The following is a 24,593-nucleotide window of genomic DNA, read 5'->3' on the forward strand; positions in this document are numbered from 1 at the left end:
AGATACCGGAGTAGAAAGGAAGTAGTAGCATTGATACATCAATATAGAAACAATGGGTATAATATTGTGCTGGACGTAAATAGCGGTGTGGTGCATGTGGTGGATGACATTGTTTATGATTTAATGAAAAAAGTAGAGGGGCTGTTGGAAAGTGGCGTGGCAGCAGAAAGCAGTGCTCTGTTAGCAGCTCTTTCACATATGAATAAACCGAATGCTGCGGATGAAGAGATCGCAGAGGCTTTGGAGGAAATCCTTTATTTAAAAGAAAATGAACTTCTATATGTTCCCGATATTTATGAGCAGTATATTGGGGATTTCAAAAAGAGGGAGACGGTAGTAAAGGCACTTTGTCTACATATTGCTCATGACTGTAATCTGGCATGTAAGTATTGCTTTGCAGAAGAGGGCGAATATCATGGCAGAAGGGCTTTGATGAGCTTTGAGACAGGAAAAAAGGCACTCGATTTTCTTGTGGCAAATTCAGGGAACCGCATCAATTTGGAGGTTGACTTTTTCGGTGGAGAGCCTCTTATGAACTGGAAAGTGGTAAAAGAATTGGTTGCGTATGGAAGAAGCCTGGAGGAACCGAATCATAAGAAGTTCCGGTTTACCTTAACGACCAATGGGGTTCTGCTAAATGATGAAATTATGGAATTCGCGAATAAAGAAATGAGTAATGTGGTGCTTAGTATCGATGGAAGAAAGAGTACAAACGATAAGATGCGCCCCCATAGAGGCGGACAAGGAAGCTATGAGGAGATTGTTCCGAAGTTCAAGAAACTGGCGGAAAGCCGCGAGCAGATGAATTATTATGTGCGCGGTACCTTTACAAGACATAATCAGGACTTCGCAGCAGATGTAGCACATTTGGCGGATTTAGGATTCGAACAGATATCGGTGGAACCGGTAGTGGCAAAGCCGGAGGAAGACTATGCGCTAAGAGAAGAGGATTTGGAGAAGCTTTGTGCGGAATATGATAAGCTGGCACTTGAACTGCTGGAAAGAAGAAAGAAGGGAAAGCCGGTGAATTTCTTCCACTTTATGGTAGACTTAGAAGGCGGCCCCTGCGTGGCAAAGCGTTTATCCGGATGCGGGTCCGGAACAGAGTATCTGGCTGTGACCCCGTGGGGGGACCTTTATCCTTGTCATCAATTCGTTGGACAGGAAGAGTTCCTAATGGGAAATGTGGACGAGGGTGTTCTTCGTACAGACATTAGAGATGAATTTAAGACATGCAGTGTGTATTCCAAGGATAAATGTAAGGAATGTTTTGCTAAGTTCTATTGTAGCGGTGGATGTGCGGCAAATTCCTATAATTTTAAAGGTGATATCAATGACGTTTATGATTTAGGCTGTGAACTGCAGAGAAAGCGCGTGGAATGCGCTATTATGATAAAAGCAGCATTAGCTGAATAAAAGGAGATAATGGGAAGATGAAGAAGAACAGAGCGATTATTGTCTTACTTGTAATGGTATTGGCACTAGGCGGACTTGTGTTCACCGCGACAGTGGGAATTGGAACGGAAAAAGCGGGATCTGCTTCGGGCATTAAGCTTGGGCTTGATCTTGCAGGCGGTGTGAGTATTACCTATCAGGCAGTGGGTGAGGAAGATCCGACAGATGAAGACATGGCGGATACCATTTACAAGCTGCAAAAACGTGTGGAGAACTACAGTACAGAGGCGCAGGTGTATAAGGAAGGAAGCAACAGAATTAACATTGAGATTCCGGGTGTTTCCGATGAAAATGAAGTTCTTCAAGAGTTAGGTAAACCGGGTTCGTTGGTATTTATGAATTCTTCCAATGAAGAAGTGCTTACCGGTACGGATGTTGCTAACGCACAAGCAGGCACTCAGCAGGATAGTATGGGCAATAGCCAGTTCGTAGTACAACTTACAATGACCGATGAAGGTCGAGTTAAGTTCGCAGAGGCGACGAGGGCGGCTTATCCTACCAACGATATTATTTATATTATTTATGATAATGCAGTTATCAGCGCACCGGCTGTACAAGCTGAGATTACAGATGGACAGGCAGTTATCACCGGAATGGCTTCTTATGAAGAAGCGGAAGCCTTAGCTTCCACTATTCGCATCGGTGGTTTGAAACTTCAATTGGAGGAGCTTCGTTCGAATGTGGTAGGGGCACAGCTTGGATCTGAAGCAATCAGTACGAGTTTGAAAGCAGGAGCGGCAGGCTTTGTTCTGGTCGTTATATTTATGCTTGTAACGTACTATGTTATGGGAGCAGCAGCCAGCTTAGCACTCGCCATTTATACGGCACTTATCATTGTACTTCTGAATGCGTTTGAAATTACATTAACACTGCCCGGAATTGCAGGTATTATCCTGTCTATCGGTATGGCAGTGGATGCGAATGTTATTATCTTCGCCAGAGTCAGAGAAGAGTTGGCAACCGGTAAAACGATACCCTCAGCAGTGAAGATTGGATTTGAAAAGGCTATGTCAGCAATTATCGATAGTAATATTACTACATTGATTGCGGCTCTCGTTCTCGGGCTGAAAGGTTCCGGCACGGTAAAAGGCTTTGCACAGACCTTGGCGCTCGGTATTATTTTATCCATGTTCACCGCACTTTTTGTTACCAGGATGATTATGAAGGCATTCTATGCGGTAGGGCTTAAGAACATGAAACTTTACGGTATAGGAAAAGAGAGAAAGACCATCGATTTTCTCGCTAAAAGAAAGATTTTCTTTGCAGTGTCCTTAGTATTAATTATTGCAGGATTTATTGTGATGGGGATCAACGCAAATACAAAGGGAAGTATATTGAATTACAGCCTTGAGTTCGTAGGCGGAACATCTACTAAGGTTGTGTTTAATGAGGACTTATCCATTGCAGATATCGATAGCAAGGTAGTACCTGAAATTGAAGCGATTACAGGAAGCGGAGATGTTCAGACGCAGAAGGTGGCGGGGACGAATGAGGTTATCTTCAAGACGAGAACTTTAACTGTTTCAGAACGAGAAGAGATGAAAGAAGCTCTTGTAGAAAGCTTCACTGTAGATGAGGAAAAGATTACCTCGGAAACTATCAGCTCGGCGATCAGTAAAGAAATGCAGTCCGATGCTGCAATTGCTGTGATTATTGCAGTTGTATGCATGCTCATTTATATATGGTTCCGTTTCAAGGATATCCGGTTCGGTACGAGCTCTGTAATCGCATTGATCAATGATGTTGCGATTGTATTCGTATTCTATGGCATATCTAGAATATCGGTGGGAGGCACTTTTATCGCGTGTATGCTGACGATTGTCGGTTACTCTATTAACTCGACCATTGTTATCTTCGATAGAATCAGGGAGAAGGTTGCAGCGGCGGCTAAGAATGTAGATTTGAAGGAACTTGTGAACGAAAGTATCACTCAGACATTGTCAAGAAGTATCTTTACATCCTTGACAACCTTCCTGATGGTTCTTGCATTATATATTTTCGGAGTGACGAGCATACGTGAATTCGCGCTTCCGCTCATGGTCGGTATTATATGTGGAACCTATTCCTCTATTTGCCTGTCCGGAGCATTATGGTATGTGTTCCGCACTAAAATTGTAAAGAAGAACTAATCTAATAAAGTAAATATCAGGGCGGTATAACTTTTGGGTTATGCCGCCTATCGTATTTTTTATACAATAGGGAAGAGCTTCTATTACTATAGATTGTGAGAAAGGTATGGTTGTTGGTATGGCGAAGTGGTTTGTTGCGGCAAAAAAAGCCGATTTTAATAGAATAGCGAAGGAGTATGGAATTGATCCGGTACTTGCAAGGATAATACGTAATAGAGATGTAATAGAAGAAGATGAGATTCGCAGATATTTAAAGGGCGGCAGAGAGGATTTCTATGCTCCTGAGTTATTGAAAGATATGGATAAGGCTGTATCCCTTTTATGCAGAAAGATTAAAGAAGGCTCGAAGATACGGGTAATAGGAGATTACGATGCGGATGGGATTTGTTCTTCTTATATACTCTTAAAAGGGCTGAGCACCTGTTTGGCTAATGTGGATACCGTTATTCCACATAGGGTCAGGGATGGGTATGGATTAAATGATTCTTTAATTGAAGAAGCCCACGGCGAGGGTGTGGATACGATCGTTACGTGTGACAACGGTATCGCTGCAGCATCCCAGATTTCTCATGCGAAGGAACTTGGAATGACTGTTATCGTTACCGACCATCATGAAATTCCTTATGAAGAAGATACACAGGGCAGACGTGCTTATCTAATTCCTGGAGCGGATGCCGTAGTGAATCCTAAGCAGGAGGAATGTACTTATCCTTATAAAAACATATGCGGCGGCGTAGTTGCCTATAAGGTAATCCAGGAACTATTCTCCCGTTTATCTCCCGAAAATGGAGAAGAAGTACAGGAGGAGTTGTTGGAAATAGCTGCATTTGCCACTGTGTGCGATGTTATGGAGCTTCGGGATGAGAATCGTATTCTCGTGAAATGTGGGTTGGAAAATATGAGGCATACGAGGAATGAAGGCTTGAGGGCATTGATAGATGTATGTGGCCTGACCGGGAAGCCTCTGTCCTCTTATCATATTGGTTTTATGCTGGGGCCTTGCATGAATGCGACAGGGCGCCTGGATACGGCCAAAAGAGCTCTTCTTTTGCTTAGCAGTAAGGAGAGGAGTGAGGCGGTGAAGATTGCCGAGGAGTTGAAGAATTTAAATGACAGCAGAAAAGAATTGACGTTGGAAGGAACGGAGCAGGCAATTGCCTATATCGAGTCCGAAAACAGGAAAGAGGATAAGGTACTTGTTATCTATTTGCCGGAATGCCACGAGAGTCTTGCCGGAATTATCGCCGGAAGAATTCGTGAAAAATATGGAAAACCTGCCTTCGTATTGACTAAGGGGGAAGAAGGGGTAAAAGGCTCGGGCCGTTCCATAGAGAGTTATCATATGTATGAACAGATGAGCGTTTGTAAAGAGTATTTCACCAGATATGGCGGCCATAAAATGGCAGCGGGACTTTCGATGGAAGAAAGTGATATTGAAAGCTTCCGTAAGAAGATAAATGAATCCTGCCTTTTAACAGAGGAAGATTTCGAAGAAAAAGTACATATCGATGTCGCCATGCCCTTTTCCTATTTGACAAAAGAATTCATTAAGGAACTGGACCTGCTGGAGCCCTTCGGTGTGGGCAATCCAAAACCTGTATTTGCCCAGAAAAATGTTCGAATCATAAGTGAACGTATTATGGGAAAGAATAAAAACGTAGGGAAATATAGTGTATGCGACGAGGCCGGACAATCCTATGAGATGATATATTTCGGAGACCTGGAAAAGTTCCATGACTTCCTGATGCAGCGCGTGGAAGGCGAAACGTTCTCGCGCCTGCAAAGAGGACAGACGGTGAACATCCCGATTCATATTACCTACTACCCATCTCTGAATACCTATGCCGGTAAAGAGACGATACAAATCGTAATGCAGAATTATATGTAGGTTTAGATGATTGTAAGGGTTTTGCACATAATTTAGTTGGTCGCAAGGGATTTTGTATGGCAATTATAGTTTTATTTCCGGTGCTCGCGGCTGCATTTTCTAAATGGAACGGCGAATTTGTTGGAAGTGGACGGGGCGTAAGCAAGGCACATCCGTGTGCCGTGCTTCCTAAACACCGCATCCGTGCGGTGTTTTCCCTGGGCTTGGTATCGTTCCCTTAAGAAAATGTGAGCCGCATGCTCCAAGGAAATAAAACTATAATTGCCGTACAAAATCCTATTCCATGTCCTGAATTTGTAAGAAAAATAGCCTTGTAATCCTCTCACTACATGTAGGAAAGTAGGAGAGTAAGTACAAAGCCAGGCGATTATCTTGAGGTTCTAATATGATTGAGTGTTGTGGAGGGATGGGGGCGGCTGTGTTAGTTTTAATTTCATTAAGCAAAGGGCTAGCATTTTCTTAATGGAATATAGGACACCCAGGGCAAATGCCACAAGGATGTGGCATTTAGGCAGGCCGGTACAGGGATGTACCTGCTGCCGGCCCGGACGCATTCACAATATCATCCATTCCATTTAGAAAATACAGCCGTTTGCGCCTGGAACCCAAACTAATACAGACGCCCACATCCCCTTTAATAACTCCCCTTTAATAACTCACAATCAAAAGGAACTGGAATATCCTACAGCGCATAAACTAACAGGGATAAAGGGTATTCGGGTCTGAAGGGTAGAAATGCAAAAAAGCCCGGGAATACCGGACCTTTTCACATTTTCTTATGAGGGGGGAGATAGTGAGTTCTTCAACTATCTTATGTATACTATAAAACTTAGATGTGAAGAAAGTGTGTTCAAATTATTTAAAAAGAATAAAGAATATATAAACCTTTTTAAAAGTGTATAAAATAAAAATTACTATTCAGCCTTAGGCCCGCGAGGTGTTTTTGTGAACGAAGGTCACATAAAACCCGAGTTTAGCAAGCGCGAAATACTGCATCGCAGTATTTCTGTGCATAAATTGTTGCTAGGCAGCCGTAGGCTGAATAGTATAAAATAAGAAAGTGACAAAAGGGTAAACGTTGAAAAAAGTAAATATCCGTGCTATTCTTTTAAAAGAAAAGAGGTAAGAAATAATGAGGAAACTAAGCGATTTGCTGGAAAAGCTGGAATATGAATGCGTGATGGGAACGACCGATATACATGTGGATGCGGTAATATATGATTCGCGTAAGGTGATGGAAAATAGCCTTTTTATTTGTATTACAGGTGCAAAATCGGATGGCCATGATTTCGCAGAGGATGTTGTGGAAAAAGGTGCAAAAGTACTTGTTGTAGAAAAGGATATCGTTTTGTCGAAAGAGGCACAGGAAAAAGGTGTGACAGTGATCAAAGTAGCGGATACCCGTTATGCGATGGCGTTTATTTCAGCAGCATGGTTCGATCATCCGGCAAGACAGATGAAAATTATCGGTATCACAGGAACGAAAGGCAAATCCACTACTTCTTATTTTGTGAAGTCGATTCTGGAACATGCAGGACATAAAGTAGGACTTATCGGAACGATTGAGGTAATAATCGGAGGGAAAAGCAGCCATGTAGTCAATACAACGCCTGAATCTTACCTATTACAGGAATATTTCAGGCAGATGGCGGATGTGGGATGTGATACGGTGGTGATGGAAGTATCGTCACAAGGATTGAAGCTCCATAGGACCCAGGGATTTATATTCGATATTGGAATTTTCACAAATATTCAGCCCGACCATATCGGTCCCGATGAACATGCTGATTTTGAAGAATATATGGCTTGTAAGAGCCTTCTTTTCAGGCAATGTAAAATTGGTATTGTAAATAGAGATGATGAGCATTGGGAAACTGTGACAAAGGAACATACCTGTGAGCTGGAAACCTATGGATTCCGTGAGGGAGCGGACCTTCGTGCACAAAACGTACAGTTGATTAAAAAGCCCGGAGAACTGGGTGTTGTGTTTGATGTGACAGGGTTAATGAATTTCACAACAGAAGTAACCACACCGGGACGTTTCAGCGTATATAATGCGCTTGCGGCTATTGCGATTTGCAGACATTTCGATGTAGAGATAGAGAAGATAAAAGAGGCCTTTATGGAAGTGAAGGTAAAGGGTCGAATTGAAATGGTGAAAGTATCCGATGAATTCACTTTGATGATAGACTATGCTCACAATGCAATGAGTCTGGAAAGTCTTCTTAGCACGTTGAAAGAGTATGAACCGGAGAGGCTTGTTTGTTTGTTCGGTTGCGGAGGCAACCGGTCTAAGTATCGTAGATATGAGATGGGAGAGGTCAGCGGAAGGCTGGCGGACCTGACTATTATTACTTCGGATAATCCGAGATTTGAAAAGCCTCAGGATATTATTGAGGATATTAAGATAGGAATCGGTAAAACGGACGGAACCTATGTGGAGATATGTGACAGGAAAGAAGCAATCGCCTATGCGATAGACCATGGAAGACCGGGGGACATTATTGTGCTTGCGGGAAAAGGACACGAGGACTATCAGGAGATTGAAGGGATAAAGTATCCGATGGACGAAAGAGATATTATTCGGGATATCCTGAAGGAGCGTGAATGGAAGGAAACTATGCAAACGTCATAATCGACATTTCCCATGAAAAGGTGGATCGCCCTTTTCAATATAAGATACCCGATGAGCTGAGAGGAATTCTTAGAGTAGGCGCTTGTGTGACGGTACCTTTTGGGGCGGGCAACCATTTAAGAAAAGGATATGTGATTGAGATAACAGACCGGGCAGAATTTGCGCCGGATAAACTAAAATATATTGCTTTCGTACAGGAGAAGGACTTAACGGCAGAGGACTATTATATCCGCCTTGCGGCGTGGATGAAGGAACAATATGGTTCGACCATGATAGCTGCTCTTAAAACAGTGCTTCCGGTCAAGCAAAAAATTAAAAAGCTGGAAAAGAAAAGCTGTAAGCTCCTACTCTCCCCCGAGGAGGCGAAAGTGCTGTATGAAGACTGCCTGAAAAAGCATCAGGTAGCGAAAGCAAGGGTGCTGGCAAGCCTTATGGAGGAGGAAGAACTTCCGGTATCTCTTCTTACCGGGAAGCTCCATGTATCGATGCCCACACTAAATAGTCTGGAAAAGCAAGGTGCTATTCAGATCATGACAGAAAATAACTACCGTAACCCTATGGAATTCGTGGAGGATAGCAAGGATGCCCGAAGTGAGAGTTATGGTGAGAAAAAGTGTTTAAGTGATGAGCAAAGCGTTATATTGAACGATATCATATCCGGATATGATGAAGGAGAACGAAGAACCTGTCTGATTCACGGTATCACAGGAAGCGGTAAGACGGAAGTATACCTTTCTCTTATTGAAGAAATTGTAAAAAGGGGAAAGCAAGCGATTGTGCTTATTCCTGAAATTGCACTTACTTATCAGACGGTGCTTCGATTTTATCGGTGCTTCGGCAGCCGTGTATCGGTAATCAATTCGACGCTTTCCAAAGGAGAGAAGTACGACCAGTGCGAGCGGGCCAAAAAGGGAGATATCGATGTTATTATCGGTCCCAGATCCGCCCTTTTCACTCCTTTTCCTAATCTGGGATTGATTATTATAGATGAAGAGCATGAGAATACATACAAAAGTGAATCCATGCCGAAATACCATGCCAGAGAGACTGCGATTGAGATCGCTTCCATGCATGATGGATTCGTAGTGCTGGGTTCGGCGACGCCCTCGTTGGAGTCCTATAGCCGGGCTAAGAGCGGCGAGTATCGGTTATATGAGTTGACAAAACGTCAGGCAGGTGGTGAGCTTCCTACTGTTTATACGGTGGATTTGCGGGAAGAATTAAAGGAAGGGAACCGTTCCATCTTCAGCAGACAGCTCTATGGATTGATGGAAAAGCGTTTGCGCGCGGGAGAGCAGATTATTCTCTTTTTAAATAGAAGGGGCTATGCCGGTTTCATTTCCTGTCGTGCTTGCGGACATGTGATGAAATGTCCCCACTGCGATGTTTCCCTATCGGAGCATAAAAACGGCAAGCTGGTATGTCATTATTGCGGACATGAAGAAATATCTGTAAAAAGCTGTCCCACGTGCGGTTCTAAGTATATGCTCGGATTCCGTGCGGGAACCCAACAGATAGAAGAAGCGCTCCATAAGGAATTCCCGGAAGCAAAAGTACTTCGGATGGATGCCGATACGACGCGGACGAAAGACAGTTATGAAGAGATATTGAATCACTTTGCCAATGGAGAAGCCGACATCTTAGTCGGGACCCAGATGATTGTAAAAGGGCATGATTTTCCCAATGTGACCTTAGTGGGGATTCTGGCGGCGGACTTATCCCTTCATATTAATGATTATCGTGCGGGGGAGCGGACGTTCCAGTTACTGACACAAGCGGCAGGAAGGGCAGGAAGAAGTAATAAACCCGGAGAAGTGGTCATTCAAACCTATGATCCGGAGCATTATAGCATCGTACATGCCTCGAAGCAAGACTACCAAGCTTTCTATGAGGAAGAAATGCTTTACAGAGAACTCCTTCTCTATCCGCCAGCTGCCCATATGCTGGCCATCTTAGTTGCTTCTCCACAGGAGGAAGCAGGAAGTGAACTCGCTCATATCATAGGAAATCTTATAAAAGAAAACGCAAATGATGTAGGACATGGTACTTACCTCATCGGTCCGGCGCCTGCCAGCGTAAGCCGGGTGAATGACATTTACCGTTTTATGTTATATATTAAAAACAAAGAATATAGTAAACTCGTAGATATAAAGAATATACTGGAATTGTATATCGAAGAAAGAAGACAGCAGGAAGAATGGAGGAAAGAAGTGGTGCAATTCGACTTCGATCCGATGAATTCTTATTAAGACAGGACTCAATGAAAGGATGATTGAAAATGGCAATTAGAAACATAAGAGAAATTGGGGATGAGGTATTACTGAAAAAATGTAAAGAAGTAAAAGAAATGACCCCCCGTATCAGGGAGTTGATTGACGATATGATCGACACAATGTATGATGCCTATGGTGTAGGACTTGCGGCTCCTCAGGTCGGCATTTTGAAACGTATTGTAGTGATTGATGTGACGGGTGATGATCCCCACGTTCTGATTAATCCCAGGATAGTAGAAACGAGCGGGGAACAGACAGGAAACGAAGCTTGTCTTAGCGTTCCCGGTAAATCAGGAATTGTAACAAGGCCAAACTATGCAAAAGTAGCAGCATTAAATGAAAATATGGAGCCTTATGAATTAGAAGGAACTGAGCTTCTGGCCAGAGCTATCTGCCATGAACTCGATCATCTGGACGGTCAGCTCTATGTGGATCGAGTGGAAGGGGAACTGACGGACGTATCCGATTGGGAGGAAGAAGAATGAAATTAGTTTTCATGGGAACCCCTGATTTTGCGGTAGGCGCGTTGGAAGCTATCGTAGAAGCAGGGCATCAGGTAAGCGCAGTTGTGACTCAGCCTGATAAACCAAAAGGAAGAGGTAAGGAAGTACAGATGCCTCCGGTAAAGCAATGTGCCTTAAAATATGGTATTCCTGTATTACAACCGATAAAAATCAAAGCCCCGGAGGCGGTGGAGGAGCTTCGGAAATATGAGGCAGATGTCTTCGTAGTAGCAGCTTTTGGGCAGTTATTATCCGAAGAGATCCTTACGATGCCCCCATATGGATGTATTAATATCCATGCATCGCTGCTTCCGAAGTACCGGGGAGCTGCTCCCATTCAATGGGTCATTTTGAATGGAGAGAAGGAAACCGGCATTACGATCATGCAGATGGATAAAGGGATCGATACAGGCGATATGCTGATGAAATGCGTTGTGCCTATCGGGGAGAAAGAAACAGGAGAATCCCTGCATGATAAATTAGGAGAAGCAGGTGCGAAGCTTATTGTGGAAGCCCTTCCCCTGATTGAGAAAAGAGAGCTTATTCCTGAGAAGCAAAAGGAGGAAGAAGCTACTCATATAACGATGTTGAAAAAATCTCTGGGACATATCAATTGGACGAAAAGTGCGGCGGAAATCGACTGTCTGATCAGAGGACTGAATTCATGGCCCAGCGCGTATACTTATTATGAGAAGAAAACACTGAAGATCTGGGAGGCTAAGCCGATGCCTTCGACAGAGGAAGGTGAATGTGAAGCAGGAACGGTGACGAAGGTGGAAAAGGATGCCTTTTATGTATGTACAGGCGACGGAGTTCTGCAAGTTACAGAGGTACAGCTTGAAGGAAAGAAGAGAATGAGGGTGAGGGACTTTCTGCTCGGATATGAAGTTGCGCCGGGTATGACACTGGATAAACAAATAGAATCTTACGGAGGTTAAATCGATGTTTGGATATTATGGTTATTATATGGATCCCACTTATATTCTTGTTTTTATCGGAGCGATAATATGCATTGCTGCCAGCAGCAAGCTAAATAGTACTTATAGTAAATATGAAAAAGTAAGAAGTGCAAGGGGAATCACAGGAGCCGAGGCTGCTGCGAAAATTCTGACTTACTCGGGTATTCATGATGTAAGAATTGAGCGCGTGCAGGGGAACCTGACCGATCACTATGATCCGAGAAATAAAGTGCTGAGACTTTCAGATCGTACCTATCAATCCACCTCTATTGCAGCCATTGGTGTGGCAGCCCATGAGTGCGGACATGCAGTGCAGCATCAGGAAGAATACCTACCGTTGAAGTTCCGGGGTGTACTTGCTCCCATCGCGAGCATTAGTTCCACCATCAGTGTTCCTCTGATTATATTAGGTGTTGTTCTCGGCATGTATTCCAGTCTTGTGCAAATAGGAATTTGGGTGTTCGCTCTGGCGGTGTTATTTCAGATTGTGACGCTTCCTGTAGAATATAACGCATCATCAAGAGCGCTTGCGATGCTTACCGATTATGGTATTACTGCAGGAGAAGAAGTAGAGGGATGCAAGAGGGTGCTGAATGCGGCAGCACTTACTTATGTGGCAGCAGTTGCTTCGTCGATTCTGCAGCTTCTGCGTCTGCTGCTTCTGTTCGGAGGAAGAAGGCGCGATGACTAAAGCGAAGGTCGATATAAGAGAACTGATTCTGGATATGTTGCTTGAGATAGAAAAGGAGAAGACATACAGCCATATTTTAATGCGTAATGTGTTGGATAAGTACGATTATCTGACTGCACAGGAAAAGGCATTTATGAAAAGGGTGACAGAGGGGACATTGGAACGAAAAATTCAGATAGATTATATTCTGGATAGCTATTCAAAGACCCCTGTTAAAAAGATGAAGCCCTTAATTCGTAACCTTCTTCGCATGAGCGTATACCAAATCTTTTTCATGGATGGGGTTCCGGATTCGGCGGTGTGCAATGAGGCGGTAAAGTTAGCGGCGAAACGCAGCTTTCAGTCGCTAAAAGGATTTATCAATGGCGTTCTACGGACGATTGTAAGACAGAAGGGACAGATTGCCTATCCGGATAAAGAGAAAGATTCCGTAAAGTACTTATCCGTTTTTTATTCCATGCCGGAACATCTGATTGTTATGTGGAAAGAGGTTTATGGTAAGGAGCGGACAGAAGCGATGTTAAAAGCTATGCTGGAGATACGGCCCGTTACCATTCGCTTAAAGGAAGAAATCGGTGCGAAAGCAAGGAAAGAGCTTTTTGATAAGCTGGATGCGTTGGGAGTGGCGGTGAAAAAACACCCTCTTCTTTCTTATGCTTATGAATTGGAGCATGTGGATGGAGTGCGTGCTCTTCCGGGCTTTGCGGAAGGGTTGTTCACCGTACAGGATGTAAGCTCCATGCTGTGTGTAGAGTGGGCGGGCATTAAGGAAGGCGATTTTGTTATCGATGTCTGTGCTGCTCCCGGCGGAAAGGCAACCCATGCGGCGGAGAAGTTAAATGGCAGCGGCAAGGTTCTTGCCAGGGATTTAACTGAGGATAAAGTAGCTCTGATTGAAGAGAATATTTTGCGTCAGAGGCTTTCTAATATAGAAGCAGAAGCTTACGACGCTTCTTTCTTCGATGATTCTTTAAAAGAAATGGCAGATGTAGTGATTGCCGATTTGCCCTGCTCAGGACTTGGAATTATAGGGAAGAAGCGAGATATCAAATATAATATAACGAAAGAAGCGCTTGTAGAGCTTCCGCTCCTGCAAAAGAAGATACTAAGCACTATATGGCAGTATGTGAAGCCGGGTGGCACCTTGATGTATAGTACTTGTACGATTCATCAGGAAGAAAATGAGAAGATAGTGAATTGGTTTTCGAAAGAATACCCCTTTGAATTGATAAGAATGCAGCAGCTTTTACCGGGTGAAGATGCGACCGATGGCTTTTTTATTGCCGAGTTTAAGAGGAGATAGAACGTAGGATGCAAAGGTTGAAAAAAGATATTAAATCGATGACGCTTGCTCAGTTAAAGGAAGATATGGAAGGCATCGGAGAGAAGTCCTTTCGTGCGAGTCAGATTTATGAATGGCTGCATGTGAAGTTGGCACGAAGCTTTGATGAGATGACGAATATATCGGGAGATTTGAAAGAAAGATGTAAGGAACGCTACTTTCTTACGGCACTTCAGGCGATAGAGGTACAAGAGTCAGCCATCGACGGTACGAAGAAATTTCTCTTTGCATTGGAAGATGGCAATATGGTAGAAAGTGTCTGGATGAAATATAAACATGGCAATTCTGTTTGCATTTCCTCACAGGTGGGCTGTCGGATGGGATGTCTCTTCTGTGCTTCTACTTTGGACGGGCTGGAGCGTTCCCTTCTGCCTTCGGAGATGCTGGATCAAATATATGCCATCACTCGTTTGACAGGAGAGAAGGTGTCTAACGTAGTCGTTATGGGAACAGGGGAGCCTATGGATAATTATGACAATGTGCTGCGCTTCCTGCATCTTTTAACGAATGAGAATGGCCTTCATATCAGCCAGAGAAATATTACGGTTTCCACCTGTGGAATTGTTCCTAAGATGCGCCAATTGGCGCAGGAGAAGCTGCAGATCACGTTGGCCCTTTCTCTTCATGCGACCACAGATGAAAAGCGCAGAAAACTTATGCCTATCGCCAATCGGTACGGATTGGATGAACTGATAGAGGCTTGTGCATACTATTTTAAGGAGACGGGACGAAGAATTACTTTTGAATATAGCTTAGTAGGAGGAGTCAACGACACACCGGAGGATGCGGCAGAGCTTTCTAAGCTTGTAAAATCGTTAAATTGCCATGTCAATCTCATTCCGGTCAATCCGATTAAAGAGCGGGATTTCGTAGCCAGTACTCATGAGAAGGCGCTTGCGTTTAAAAATAAACTTGAAAAAAGTGGAATAAATGTTACTATAAGAAGGGAAATGGGAAGAGATATTGATGGGGCTTGCGGGCAGCTTCGCCGTAAAGTGATTCACCAATAGAAAGATGTATAGCTATAAAGAGTGATAAATAGTAACTGTGAGGGTACTGAACAGTTACGATAAATAACAGTAACAGATGTGGAGGTTTTAGTGTGTTAAAGACATTTTCCGTTACGGATATTGGAAAAAAGAGAAAATTGAATCAGGATTATGTATTTGTATCGGACAAACCTGTAGGAAATCTCCCGAATATATTCATAGTTGCAGATGGAATGGGAGGGCATAATGCAGGTGACTATGCCTCCAAGTATACCGTGGAAACGATGCGGGGAGAAATCGAGCAATCTTTCGAGAAGAGTCCCGTGAAAATACTAAAGAAGGCAATCGAAGCTGCCAATGCCCATATTAGAAAAAAAGCCGAGGAGGATGAGAACCTTGCGGGTATGGGTACTACGGTAGTGGCTGCCACGTGCTTAAACGGCAAATATTTAGAGGTTGCCAATGTAGGAGACAGCAGGCTGTATGTAGTAAACGATAGAAGAATTGAACAAATTACAAGGGATCACTCATTGGTTGAAGAGATGGTCCGCATGGGCGGCATCGACAGAGAATCTGCAAGATGTCATCCGGATAAAAATATTATCACCAGAGCGATTGGTGCCAAAGATACGGTAGATGTAGACTTTTTCAATGTAGAGCTTGTTCCCGGCGATATTGTGCTTATGTGTTCAGATGGCCTGACCAATATGCTGGAGGACGGTGAGATACGCAGGATTCTGGGCTCCCGGAAAGATGTGGAGGAAAAGGCGGAGGAATTGGTTGAGGCAGCCAATAATAACGGCGGAAAAGATAATATTGCAGTAATTATTATCGAACCGTTTGCAGACGAGGTGGAAAATGATTAAAATTGGAATGATAATCGGAGACCGGTATGAAATATTAGAGAAAATAGGCACTGGCGGAATGTCGGATGTATATAAGGCGAAATGCCATAAACTGAACCGTTATGTAGCGGTGAAGGTGCTGAAGCAGGAATTCTCGGAAAATGCGAACTTTGTTTCCAAGTTCCGGGTGGAAGCCCAGGCGGCAGCAGGTCTTATGCATCCTAATATAGTAAATGTATATGATGTAGGTGAAGAAAACGGCATTTACTATATTGTGATGGAGTTAGTGGAAGGTATTACGCTGAAGCAGTACATTGAAAAGAAGGCACGTCTTTCCGTAAAGGAAGCTGTCAGCATTGCCATACAGATTTCCATGGGAATTGAAGCCGCACATAATAATCATATTATTCATAGGGATATTAAGCCCCAGAATATTATTATTTCGAAAGAAGGCAAGGTAAAGGTAACGGACTTTGGTATCGCGAAGGCGGCCACGAGTAATACCATTACCTCTAATGTGATGGGATCTGTCCATTATACATCGCCGGAACAGGCAAGGGGTGGATACAGCGATGAAAAAAGTGATATTTATTCGCTCGGTATCACTCTGTTTGAGATGTTGACCGGACGGGTGCCTTTTAACGGAGAGACAACGGTGGCAATAGCCATTAAGCATATTCAGGAGCCGATTTCCTCTCCCAGAGAATATATTTCCGAGATACCTGTCAGCGTGGAACAGATTGTGTTCAAATGTTGTCAGAAGAGTCCTGATCGCAGATATCAGTCTATGGGAAAACTGATTGCAGATTTGAAACAGTCCTTAATCAGTCCCGATGAAGACTTTGTGAAAATTGTGAATCCCAGCGAAGAAGCGTCTACACGTATGATTACGGATAAGGATATGGTTCAGATTAAGAAACAGTCCGACCGAAGAGATTCCATGGAAGAGGAACTTCGGCTGAATAAAAAGTCCCACCGTGTTTACAAAGAGGAAGAAGACGAAGAAGTAGAAGAAGAGGAAGATATCGATGATGTGGAAGAAGACGATGAAGAAGAGGATGGGGATGAAGATTCTAAGGTAGAGCGTATCACTACGATACTCGCTGTCGTTGCCGCTGTTCTTATAGGGTGTATCGTTCTGTTCCTGGTAGGAAAGACTCTCGGCATCTTGCCTTTTGGAGGTTCTGATAAGCAAGGGGAGACTGTGGATGCAGGCAAAGTAGAAATGCCTAAGGTAGTAGGCAGACAGATTGAAGAGGTGAAAACAGAACTATTAGGGCTCGGTCTATCCCCCGAAATTACTTACAAAGAAGCAACGGAATACGATGCAGGCCTTGTGCTCGAATGTAATATAGGTGTGGGCCAGATGGTGGATACATCAACAGAGATTATCCTGACAGTCAATTCAGGAACAAGTGGTGTGGAAGTTCCTAATATTGTAGGAAAGTCCACCGCAGAGGCAGTTGCGAATCTGGAAGGGAAAGGCTTTAGTGTTAACAGGACAGAGAGCTATGATGCGCAGGTGCCCAAGGGAAATATTATTTCTCAGACACCGGAAGGCGGAACGAAGGCGCCCAGCGGTTCAGCAGTAACGATACGCATCAGCCAGGGTGCTGAGGATAATAAAATCAGGGTACCTAATTTAATCGGTGTATCGGAAATGGATGCTATGGCAACGTTGACAGAGGCAGGATTAAAGGTTGGAAGCGTATCCGAGGTAAATAATGAAGATGCTGCTTTAACCGGACTCGTGTGCTATCAAAGCTATTCGGTAGGTTCCTATGTGGATAGCCAAACGGCAATCGATCTGCGGGTAAGCATTGGACCGAAGCTGGCAACTTACAGCTATAACGGAAGTATACAAGCTCCCACACCGGAAGAGGATCCTCAGTATAAGGATGGATTAAATGTAACAGTTACCGTGGATACGGCAGACGGTATCCAGCTTTTGAATACAAATACGGCTTCTTTTCCTATTTCAGTGAACTATACAGGAATTAAGGCAGCTACAGGTACGATTACTTTCACCTATACCGTGACTACCGATGCACAGACGGTGACGGATCCGGATACAGGGGAGACAACGACGATAGAAGGTGTTTCTGAACAGAGGACGATATCGAGAGAAATACAGTTTACACCGGAATCTTAATCCGGGGGAAGAGGAGCATGAAGGGAAAGATTATCAAAGGCATTGCCGGGTTTTATTACATCTATGCAGGAGAAGCGGAGAATACTCATGGCAGAATCTATGAATGTAAGGCCAAGGGAATATTCCGTAAGGATAATATAAAACCGCTTGTAGGTGATGATGTGATGATGGAAGTATTGGATGAAGAGAAACTGCTTGGAAATATTACGGCTATCTTACCTCGTGAAAATGAGTTGATACGCCCTGCTGTAGCTAACATCGATCAGGCACTTGTGATTTTCGCCATTGTGAAGCCGGAACCTAACTTTAATCTGTTGGACCGTTTCCTTATTATGATGGAAAGGCAGGGGCTTTCCAGTATTATTTGTTTCAATAAACAGGATATCGCAACGCGGGAAGAAAAGGAAGAATTAAAGCAAGCATATGAAAGCTGTGGATATCGGGTGCTATTTGTCAGTGCGAAGGAAAACGAAGGTATGGAAGAACTTCACCGATTACTCCTCGGAAAGACAACAGCGGTAGCCGGGCCAAGCGGGGTGGGAAAGTCTTCGATTATCAACCGGCTGAATCCGGAAGCTAATATGGAAATCGGAGATATCAGTAGAAAGATTGAGAGAGGCAAGCATACCACCAGACATTCAGAAATTATTGCCCTTTCCGGAAATACCTATATTATGGATACGCCCGGATTCACCTCACTTCGCCTTTTTGATATGGAAAAAGAGGAATTGCGGGAATACTATCCGGAGTTTGCCGCCTATGAAAAATATTGCAGGTTTGCAGGCTGTGCTCATATGAGTGAGCCGGGCTGCGGTGTGAAGGAAGCGTTGGCAGATGGAAAAGTCAGCTCTGTCAGATACCGCAATTATATACTTTTATATGGTGAACTTCGCGAGCAGAAGAAATATTAAGGGTAACTGAACCGTTACTATTAAGAATAAAACAGAGGATAAGTTGAAAGGAGCAAAATAACAATATGAAGCTAGGAATTGTAGGTCTGCCTAATGTAGGAAAAAGTACCTTATTTAATTCGTTAACGAAGGCGGGGGCAGAGTCAGCCAACTATCCTTTTTGTACGATTGACCCTAATGTAGGGATTGTGCCGGTGCCGGATGAAAGGCTTAAGCAGTTGGGTGATATGTATCATTCCAAGAAAGTAACTCCGGCAGTCATAGAGTTTGTAGATATTGCAGGGCTGGTGAAGGGAGCTTCCAAGGGAGAAGGACTCGGAAACCAATTCTTAAGCAATATTAGGGAAGTGGATGCTATTGTACATGTGGTGAGATGCTTTGAAGATTCCAATGTTGTGCATGTAGACGGAACTGTGGACCCTCTCAGGGATATCGAGACCATTAACCTGGAGCTTATCTTCTCTGATTTGGAGATTCTGGAGCGAAGAATTGCCAAGACGAGCAAAGGTGCAAAGATGGACAAGGTTCTTGCAAAAGAACTTGCCCTACTGGAAAAAGTTAAAATTCATTTGGAAGATGGTAATCTGGCTTCCACTTTCGAAGCACAAGATGACGAGGAGCTTGCACTTCTGTCTTCCTATAATCTTCTCACCTATAAGCCTGTGATTTTTGCGACCAATGTAGCAGAGGAAGATCTGGCAAATGACGGTGCGGATAATGCGGGTGTTAAGGCCGTTCGTGAATTTGCAGCAGGCAGTGGCAGTGAAGTTTTCGTTATCTGTGCGCAGATCGAACAGGAAATAGCGGAGTTGGACGAGGAAGAGAAATCTATGTTCTTAGAGGACTTAGGATTATCGGAATCGGGACTTGAGAAGTTGATTAGGGCGAGTTATCATATTCTTGGACTTCATAGCTTCCTGACCGCAGGAGAGGACGAGACGAGAGCCTGGACGATTAAGCTTGGAACAAAGGCGCCTCAGGCTGCCGGTAAGATTCATACAGACTTTGAAAGAGGATTTATTAAGGCAGAAGTTGTAAATTATAAGGACCTTTTGACATATGGCTCCCTTGCGGCAGCAAGAGAAAAGGGGCTGGTCGGAATGGAAGGCAAGGAATATGTAGTAAAAGACGGAGATGTAATTGTGTTCCGTTTCAACGTATAAGCGGAATAGCAAGAAAACTAAAAAACTATATGTAGTATTAAAAACATATGTTCGCACAACATGTTGGAAATGCTGAAAAAACGCACTTTTTGGGAAACCAGAAAGTGCGTTTTTTATAAAGAAAATGTTAAATTTGGCTTGTCAAATAAGGCCAATTAGTATAAAATCAGATTAAAAGTGGTAGAAAGTGGTGTGAAGTGGAACGAAGTGGTAGAAATCGTTTATATTTTAAATCTATCCTTCCTTCTGTGGCAGACTCACACACGATAAGAAGTGGCAGACCACTTTTTATAAGTTCTTAAGGTGAAGTGGCGGGTGAGCTTTATGTTTATGGGAGAATACAACCATTCGATCGACGCGAAGAACCGGCTTATCGTTCCCTCCAAATTCCGTGAAGCTCTCGGCGAAGAGTTTGTGATTACGAAGGGGCTGGATGGCTGTTTGTTTGTGTACGATAACAAAGAATGGGCAGTATTCGAAGCAAAGTTAAGGAGCTTACCGTTATCGAACAAAGAAGCTAGAACATTTGCCCGTTTTTTTCTTGCAGGCGCAGCTAGTGTAGAAGTGGATAAGCAAGGAAGAATTCTTGTTCCATCGGTACTCAAGGAGTTCGCTGAACTTACGAAGGATGTTGTTTTGATCGGAGTGGCGAGCCGTATCGAGATATGGAGCAAAGAAAGATGGGAAGATGAGTCTGCATATGAAGATATGGAGAGTATTGCAGAACATATGTCAGAGCTTGGACTCGGCATTTAAGAGTGAAAAAACAGAGAGGGTCTGAACTGTTACAAAACAGACGAAGAAAGGTATGGTTGATAAGATGGAATTTAAGCATGCCTCCGTATTATTACAAGAAACTATTGATAACTTAAATATAAAAGGTACAGGAATCTATGTGGATGGGACGCTGGGCGGAGGCGGGCATTCCCTGGAGATAGCCAAAAGACTGGCAGAAGGTGGAAGACTTATCGGCATTGACCAGGATGAGGCAGCGATTGCCGCAGCAGGAGAACGGCTTGCTCCTTATAAGGATAAGGTTACTATCATAAGAAGTAACTATTGCAATGCACCGGAGGTCCTTAAGGAGCTTGAAATAGAAAAGGTAGATGGCATACTGCTCGACTTGGGTGTTTCATCTCATCAGCTCGATGAGTTGGAAAGAGGGTTTTCCTATAAGTACGACACGGCATTGGATATGAGAATGGATAGGCGGCAAATGCTGAGCGCAAAGGATATCGTCAATAACTATTCTGAAATGGAATTATTCCGTATGATTAGGGATTACGGCGAAGACAAGTTCGCGAAGAATATAGCCAAGCATATCGTAAGGGCGAGGCAGGACAAGCCCATTGAGACGACGGGAGAGCTGAATGAAATTATAAAAGCAGCAATTCCGGCCAAGATGAGGCAGACAGGAGGCCATCCGTCGAAGAAAACATTCCAGGCAATTCGCATTGCATGTAATAGGGAATTGGAGGTCTTACAGGATTCGATAGACGCATTTATCGAACTTTTGAACCCGGGAGGAAGGCTCTGTATTATTACCTTCCATTCGTTGGAGGATAGAATTGTAAAGTCTTTCTTTAAAAGAAATGAGAATCCATGTACATGTCCACCGGACTTTCCGGTATGTGTATGCGGGAACAAGCCAAAAGGAAAAGCAGTGACGAGGAAGCCAATCTTACCTGGGGAGGATGAATTGGCGGAAAATAAACGTTCGAAAAGTGCAAAGCTTCGTGTATTTGAAAGAAGCTGAATGCTTATAACGAAAAAGTTACAAATAAAATCAAGAGGGTAAGGGTAAACTGCTATGGCACAATATAAGGGTAGAACGCAGGCGACGGATAGAAGGCGGCAAACTACACAGGGGAGAAATGTATATGTACAGGGCAGCGTAGTAAGAAAGCTGGATGAAAGGATACCGGATAGGCGGCCGGGGGAACCGAGAAAGGACATTAGCCATACCGCGCGCAAGAATCGGGACAAGGCTTATCATATGAGTCTGGGGTATGTATTTTTCTTGGCATGTGCAATTGTAGCCGTTGGATTCATTCTGACGGGTTATCTGGGTTTGCAATCGGATATTACGAATAGTATAAAAAATGTTTCCAGACTGGAAAGAGAATTAAATAACTTAAAGCTCGCAAATGACGAAGAATATAATCGAATTACGAGTAGCATTGATATAGAGGAAGTAAAGAGGATCGCCATTCAGGAATTGGGGATGAGATACGCCGAGGAGGGGCAAATTATAGTGTTTTCTGGTGAGGGGAGCGATTTCGTAAGACAAATCGCGGATATTCCAGAATAAGAGGTGTATAAGATTGAGTAGAGACGGACGAATAAGGGCAAATAAATTTACAACAAAGATGCAAAAAAAGCTAGTGGTACTATTTACGATAGTATTACTGGCTTTTGTAGGATTGACAGCGAGATTGATTCTAATTAATGAGGAAAGCGGTGAGCAATATAAAAAGCAAGTATTATCACAGCAGGCTTACGACAGTAAGACAATTCCGTTCAGGCGGGGAGATATTTTAGACAGCAAAGGAACGAAGCTGGCAGTAAGTGAGAAGGTGTATAATGTTATTTTAGATGCGAAGATTATGCTTTCTGATGAAAAGGCTGTAGAGCCTACGATTGCGGCAGTACAGTCAGAACTCGGCATTGATGGATCTGCAATACGTTCCCGTATTGCTTCTCATCCGGAATCTTCCTATTATGTTTTGAAGAAACAGATGACCTATGAAGAAATCAGCGGATTCAAAGAGCTTCAAGCGGATAAGGAACAGGGTACGAATATCAAAGGAATCTGGTTCGAAGAAGAATATAAAAGAAGATATCCTAACTCTACGATGGCCGCTGATGTAATAGGATTCACAAGAAGCGATAATCAAGGCTTATACGGTCTGGAGGAATATTACAACGATGTACTTAGCGGAACGCCGGGAAGAGAATACGGTTACCTGAACGGGGATGCTGCCTTAGAGCGTACGACCATTGCGGCAGTGGACGGCAACTCCATCGTAACGACAATCGATGTTAATATTCAGAGCATCGTAGAAAAGTATTTGAAGAAATTCAACGATGAATATAAGGATAATTTCGAGGAAAGAAACGGAAGTAATAATACAGGAGCCATTATTATGGATGTCAATACCGGGGAGATTCTGGCGATGGCCAGTTATCCGGGCTTTGATTTAAATAAGACGAAGGATCCTGAGAGCCTAATTGGTATGCCCATGGTGGACGAATTGGGAAATAAAACAGGGGAATATATAACGGCAGAGAATCTTGCAGCTATGGAGGGAACGGACAAGCTGGAGCAGAATTTCAATGCTCTTTGGAGAAACTTTACCATTCATGATACGTATGAACCCGGATCGGTTGCCAAGCCTTTCACCGTGGCAGCAGGCATTGATTCCGGCAAGATTACGGGCAATGAATTCTATACATGTAACGGCTTTCTTGAAGTAGGTGACCACAAAATAAAATGCCATAATATATATGGTGATGGTACCATTAATGTGGCGGAAGGCATCGAGCGGTCTTGTAACGTAGTAATGATGCACGTGAATATGGCGACGGGAAAGAATACTTTTATCGATTATCAGCATATCTTTAATTTTGGGTTAAAAACAAATATAGATTTAGTCGGAGAATCGAGAACAGCAAGTCTTATTTACAATGAAAACACGATGGGGCCTACAGACCTTGCAACTAACTCTTTCGGTCAGGGATTTAACGTGACGATGATACAGATGATTGCAGGATTCAGTTCTTTGATTAACGGCGGTAACTATTATGAACCCCATGTGGTGAAGAAAATTATAAGTCCCAGTGGTGCGACTGTGCAGAATATCGAGCCGCGTATCCTGAAACAGACCATATCGCCGACTACATCTGAAATTATAAAAGAAGATTGTAATCTTGTTGTATCCGGGGAGAAGGGGACCGGTAAGACAGCCCGCCCTGCCGGATATATGATTGGCGGAAAGACGGGAACTGCGGAGACTCTTCCTCGTGGAAATAATGAATATGTAGTATCTTTTATGGGATATGCGCCGGCAGATAATCCGCAGATTGCTATTTATGTCGTAGTAGACAGACCGAACGTACGCTATCAGGATGATGCGAAATTCGCCACAAGAATCGTAAGGAATATTTTAACGGAAGTGCTTCCTTATAAAGGCATCTTTATGACCGAAGAATTGACCGATGCGGAAAGAAAGGAATTAGAAGAATTACAGATAGAAATTATGACACCGATCGCTCCGGAAGAGACCCAAGGAGATACGGAAGAAGGGATCGAAGGGGAATCCTCTGAAAATGGTCAGAATAGCATTGATAATACCGAAAACGAAGGAAATACGGAAGGAACCGGGGGAGATGGGGAGAACCAGACAGATACTACTCCGGAAGTGTGGAAGACATTTCCTATCGATCCTGAGACGGGATATGCGGTAGATCCTAATACCGGTGAGTTGGTAGATCCTGAGACGGGACACAGCGTATCAGGAGAAGCGGCCTCGCCTTCGGGGATTGGCGGTGCACTCGGAGTTCCTCAAGGTGACAGTACACAAGATGACAACAGTCCTTTTTAAATATGGATGAAGAATACGAAAAGTAGAATAACCTCATAAAAGGGATAATAGATT

Annotated in this window: 18 protein-coding genes; all 18 read left to right on the top strand. The window is 43.5% G+C overall.

Annotation, left to right across the window (positions count from 1 at the left end):
• Positions 1-30: 30 nt before the first annotated feature.
• On the top strand, positions 31-1,416 hold the full coding sequence (scfB, locus tag RBB56_RS15345) for a thioether cross-link-forming SCIFF peptide maturase (protein WP_306719828.1): 1,386 nt from the start codon (positions 31-33) through the stop codon (positions 1,414-1,416).
• Positions 1,417-1,433: 17 nt separating this feature from the next.
• Complete coding sequence (gene secD / locus RBB56_RS15350) at positions 1,434-3,584, top strand: protein translocase subunit SecD (RefSeq protein ID WP_306719829.1); 2,151 nt, start codon at positions 1,434-1,436, stop codon at positions 3,582-3,584.
• Positions 3,585-3,690: 106 nt separating this feature from the next.
• Positions 3,691-5,472: a single-stranded-DNA-specific exonuclease RecJ gene (gene recJ / locus RBB56_RS15355; protein WP_306719830.1), complete on the top strand. Its 1,782-nt coding sequence runs from the start codon at positions 3,691-3,693 to the stop codon at positions 5,470-5,472.
• Positions 5,473-6,604: 1,132 nt separating this feature from the next.
• On the top strand, positions 6,605-8,107 hold the full coding sequence (locus tag RBB56_RS15360; RefSeq protein ID WP_306719832.1) for a UDP-N-acetylmuramoyl-L-alanyl-D-glutamate--2,6-diaminopimelate ligase: 1,503 nt from the start codon (positions 6,605-6,607) through the stop codon (positions 8,105-8,107).
• The gene (priA, locus tag RBB56_RS15365; RefSeq protein WP_306719833.1) at positions 8,080-10,356 is read left to right on the top strand and encodes a replication restart helicase PriA; all 2,277 of its coding nucleotides are present in this window, start codon (positions 8,080-8,082) and stop codon (positions 10,354-10,356) included. Before RBB56_RS15360 ends, priA begins: the two co-directional genes overlap by 28 nt.
• A gap of 29 nt (positions 10,357-10,385) precedes the next feature.
• Complete coding sequence (gene def / locus RBB56_RS15370; protein ID WP_306719834.1) at positions 10,386-10,865, top strand: peptide deformylase; 480 nt, start codon at positions 10,386-10,388, stop codon at positions 10,863-10,865.
• The gene (fmt, locus tag RBB56_RS15375; RefSeq protein WP_306719835.1) at positions 10,862-11,821 is read left to right on the top strand and encodes a methionyl-tRNA formyltransferase; all 960 of its coding nucleotides are present in this window, start codon (positions 10,862-10,864) and stop codon (positions 11,819-11,821) included. Before def ends, fmt begins: the two co-directional genes overlap by 4 nt.
• Positions 11,822-11,825: 4 nt before the next feature.
• Entirely contained in the window at positions 11,826-12,533 is a 708-nt protein-coding gene (locus RBB56_RS15380; protein ID WP_306719837.1) for a zinc metallopeptidase, read from the top strand.
• Positions 12,526-13,836: a 16S rRNA (cytosine(967)-C(5))-methyltransferase RsmB gene (rsmB, locus tag RBB56_RS15385; RefSeq protein ID WP_306719838.1), complete on the top strand. Its 1,311-nt coding sequence runs from the start codon at positions 12,526-12,528 to the stop codon at positions 13,834-13,836. The genes RBB56_RS15380 and rsmB overlap by 8 nt, the downstream gene beginning before the upstream one ends.
• An 8-nt stretch (positions 13,837-13,844) precedes the next feature.
• Positions 13,845-14,885 (top strand): 23S rRNA (adenine(2503)-C(2))-methyltransferase RlmN, encoded by a 1,041-nt coding sequence (gene rlmN / locus RBB56_RS15390; protein WP_306719839.1) that lies wholly within the window; start codon positions 13,845-13,847, stop codon positions 14,883-14,885.
• Between the two features lie 92 nt (positions 14,886-14,977).
• Entirely contained in the window at positions 14,978-15,730 is a 753-nt protein-coding gene (locus tag RBB56_RS15395) for a Stp1/IreP family PP2C-type Ser/Thr phosphatase (protein WP_306719840.1), read from the top strand.
• A complete protein-coding gene (gene pknB, locus RBB56_RS15400) occupies positions 15,723-17,861 on the top strand; it encodes a Stk1 family PASTA domain-containing Ser/Thr kinase (RefSeq protein WP_306719841.1) in 2,139 nt (712 codons plus the stop codon). The genes RBB56_RS15395 and pknB overlap by 8 nt, the downstream gene beginning before the upstream one ends.
• Positions 17,862-17,878: 17 nt before the next feature.
• Positions 17,879-18,772 (top strand): ribosome small subunit-dependent GTPase A, encoded by an 894-nt coding sequence (gene rsgA, locus RBB56_RS15405; protein WP_306719842.1) that lies wholly within the window; start codon positions 17,879-17,881, stop codon positions 18,770-18,772.
• 65 nt (positions 18,773-18,837) lie between these two features.
• Entirely contained in the window at positions 18,838-19,935 is a 1,098-nt protein-coding gene (gene ychF / locus RBB56_RS15410) for a redox-regulated ATPase YchF (RefSeq protein WP_306719844.1), read from the top strand.
• A 324-nt stretch (positions 19,936-20,259) separates the two neighbouring features.
• Positions 20,260-20,691 carry a division/cell wall cluster transcriptional repressor MraZ gene (gene mraZ / locus RBB56_RS15415; RefSeq protein ID WP_306719845.1) on the top strand — a complete coding sequence of 144 codons (432 nt, stop codon included), beginning with the start codon at positions 20,260-20,262 and terminating at the stop codon, positions 20,689-20,691.
• A gap of 64 nt (positions 20,692-20,755) precedes the next feature.
• Positions 20,756-21,691: a 16S rRNA (cytosine(1402)-N(4))-methyltransferase RsmH gene (rsmH, locus tag RBB56_RS15420; protein WP_306722184.1), complete on the top strand. Its 936-nt coding sequence runs from the start codon at positions 20,756-20,758 to the stop codon at positions 21,689-21,691.
• 54 nt (positions 21,692-21,745) lie between these two features.
• A complete protein-coding gene (locus tag RBB56_RS15425) occupies positions 21,746-22,246 on the top strand; it encodes a cell division protein FtsL (protein WP_306719846.1) in 501 nt (166 codons plus the stop codon).
• 58 nt (positions 22,247-22,304) lie between these two features.
• Positions 22,305-24,539: a penicillin-binding transpeptidase domain-containing protein gene (locus RBB56_RS15430; protein ID WP_306719848.1), complete on the top strand. Its 2,235-nt coding sequence runs from the start codon at positions 22,305-22,307 to the stop codon at positions 24,537-24,539.
• The last annotated feature ends 54 nt before the right edge of the window (positions 24,540-24,593 follow it).

The sequence above is a fragment of the Kineothrix sp. MB12-C1 genome (assembly GCF_030863805.1).
Lineage (GTDB): Bacteria > Bacillota > Clostridia > Lachnospirales > Lachnospiraceae > Kineothrix.

Coding starts and splice junctions, on each gene's coding strand:
- secD (WP_306719829.1), top strand. CDS start 1,434: ATGAAGAAGAACAGAGCGATTATTGTCTTACTTGTAATGGTATTGGCA.
- recJ (WP_306719830.1), top strand. CDS start 3,691: ATGGTTGTTGGTATGGCGAAGTGGTTTGTTGCGGCAAAAAAAGCCGAT.
- RBB56_RS15360 (WP_306719832.1), top strand. CDS start 6,605: ATGAGGAAACTAAGCGATTTGCTGGAAAAGCTGGAATATGAATGCGTG.
- priA (WP_306719833.1), top strand. CDS start 8,080: ATGGAAGGAAACTATGCAAACGTCATAATCGACATTTCCCATGAAAAG.
- def (WP_306719834.1), top strand. CDS start 10,386: ATGGCAATTAGAAACATAAGAGAAATTGGGGATGAGGTATTACTGAAA.
- fmt (WP_306719835.1), top strand. CDS start 10,862: ATGAAATTAGTTTTCATGGGAACCCCTGATTTTGCGGTAGGCGCGTTG.
- RBB56_RS15380 (WP_306719837.1), top strand. CDS start 11,826: ATGTTTGGATATTATGGTTATTATATGGATCCCACTTATATTCTTGTT.
- rsmB (WP_306719838.1), top strand. CDS start 12,526: ATGACTAAAGCGAAGGTCGATATAAGAGAACTGATTCTGGATATGTTG.
- rlmN (WP_306719839.1), top strand. CDS start 13,845: ATGCAAAGGTTGAAAAAAGATATTAAATCGATGACGCTTGCTCAGTTA.
- pknB (WP_306719841.1), top strand. CDS start 15,723: ATGATTAAAATTGGAATGATAATCGGAGACCGGTATGAAATATTAGAG.
- rsgA (WP_306719842.1), top strand. CDS start 17,879: ATGAAGGGAAAGATTATCAAAGGCATTGCCGGGTTTTATTACATCTAT.
- ychF (WP_306719844.1), top strand. CDS start 18,838: ATGAAGCTAGGAATTGTAGGTCTGCCTAATGTAGGAAAAAGTACCTTA.
- mraZ (WP_306719845.1), top strand. CDS start 20,260: ATGTTTATGGGAGAATACAACCATTCGATCGACGCGAAGAACCGGCTT.
- rsmH (WP_306722184.1), top strand. CDS start 20,756: ATGGAATTTAAGCATGCCTCCGTATTATTACAAGAAACTATTGATAAC.
- RBB56_RS15425 (WP_306719846.1), top strand. CDS start 21,746: ATGGCACAATATAAGGGTAGAACGCAGGCGACGGATAGAAGGCGGCAA.
- RBB56_RS15430 (WP_306719848.1), top strand. CDS start 22,305: ATGCAAAAAAAGCTAGTGGTACTATTTACGATAGTATTACTGGCTTTT.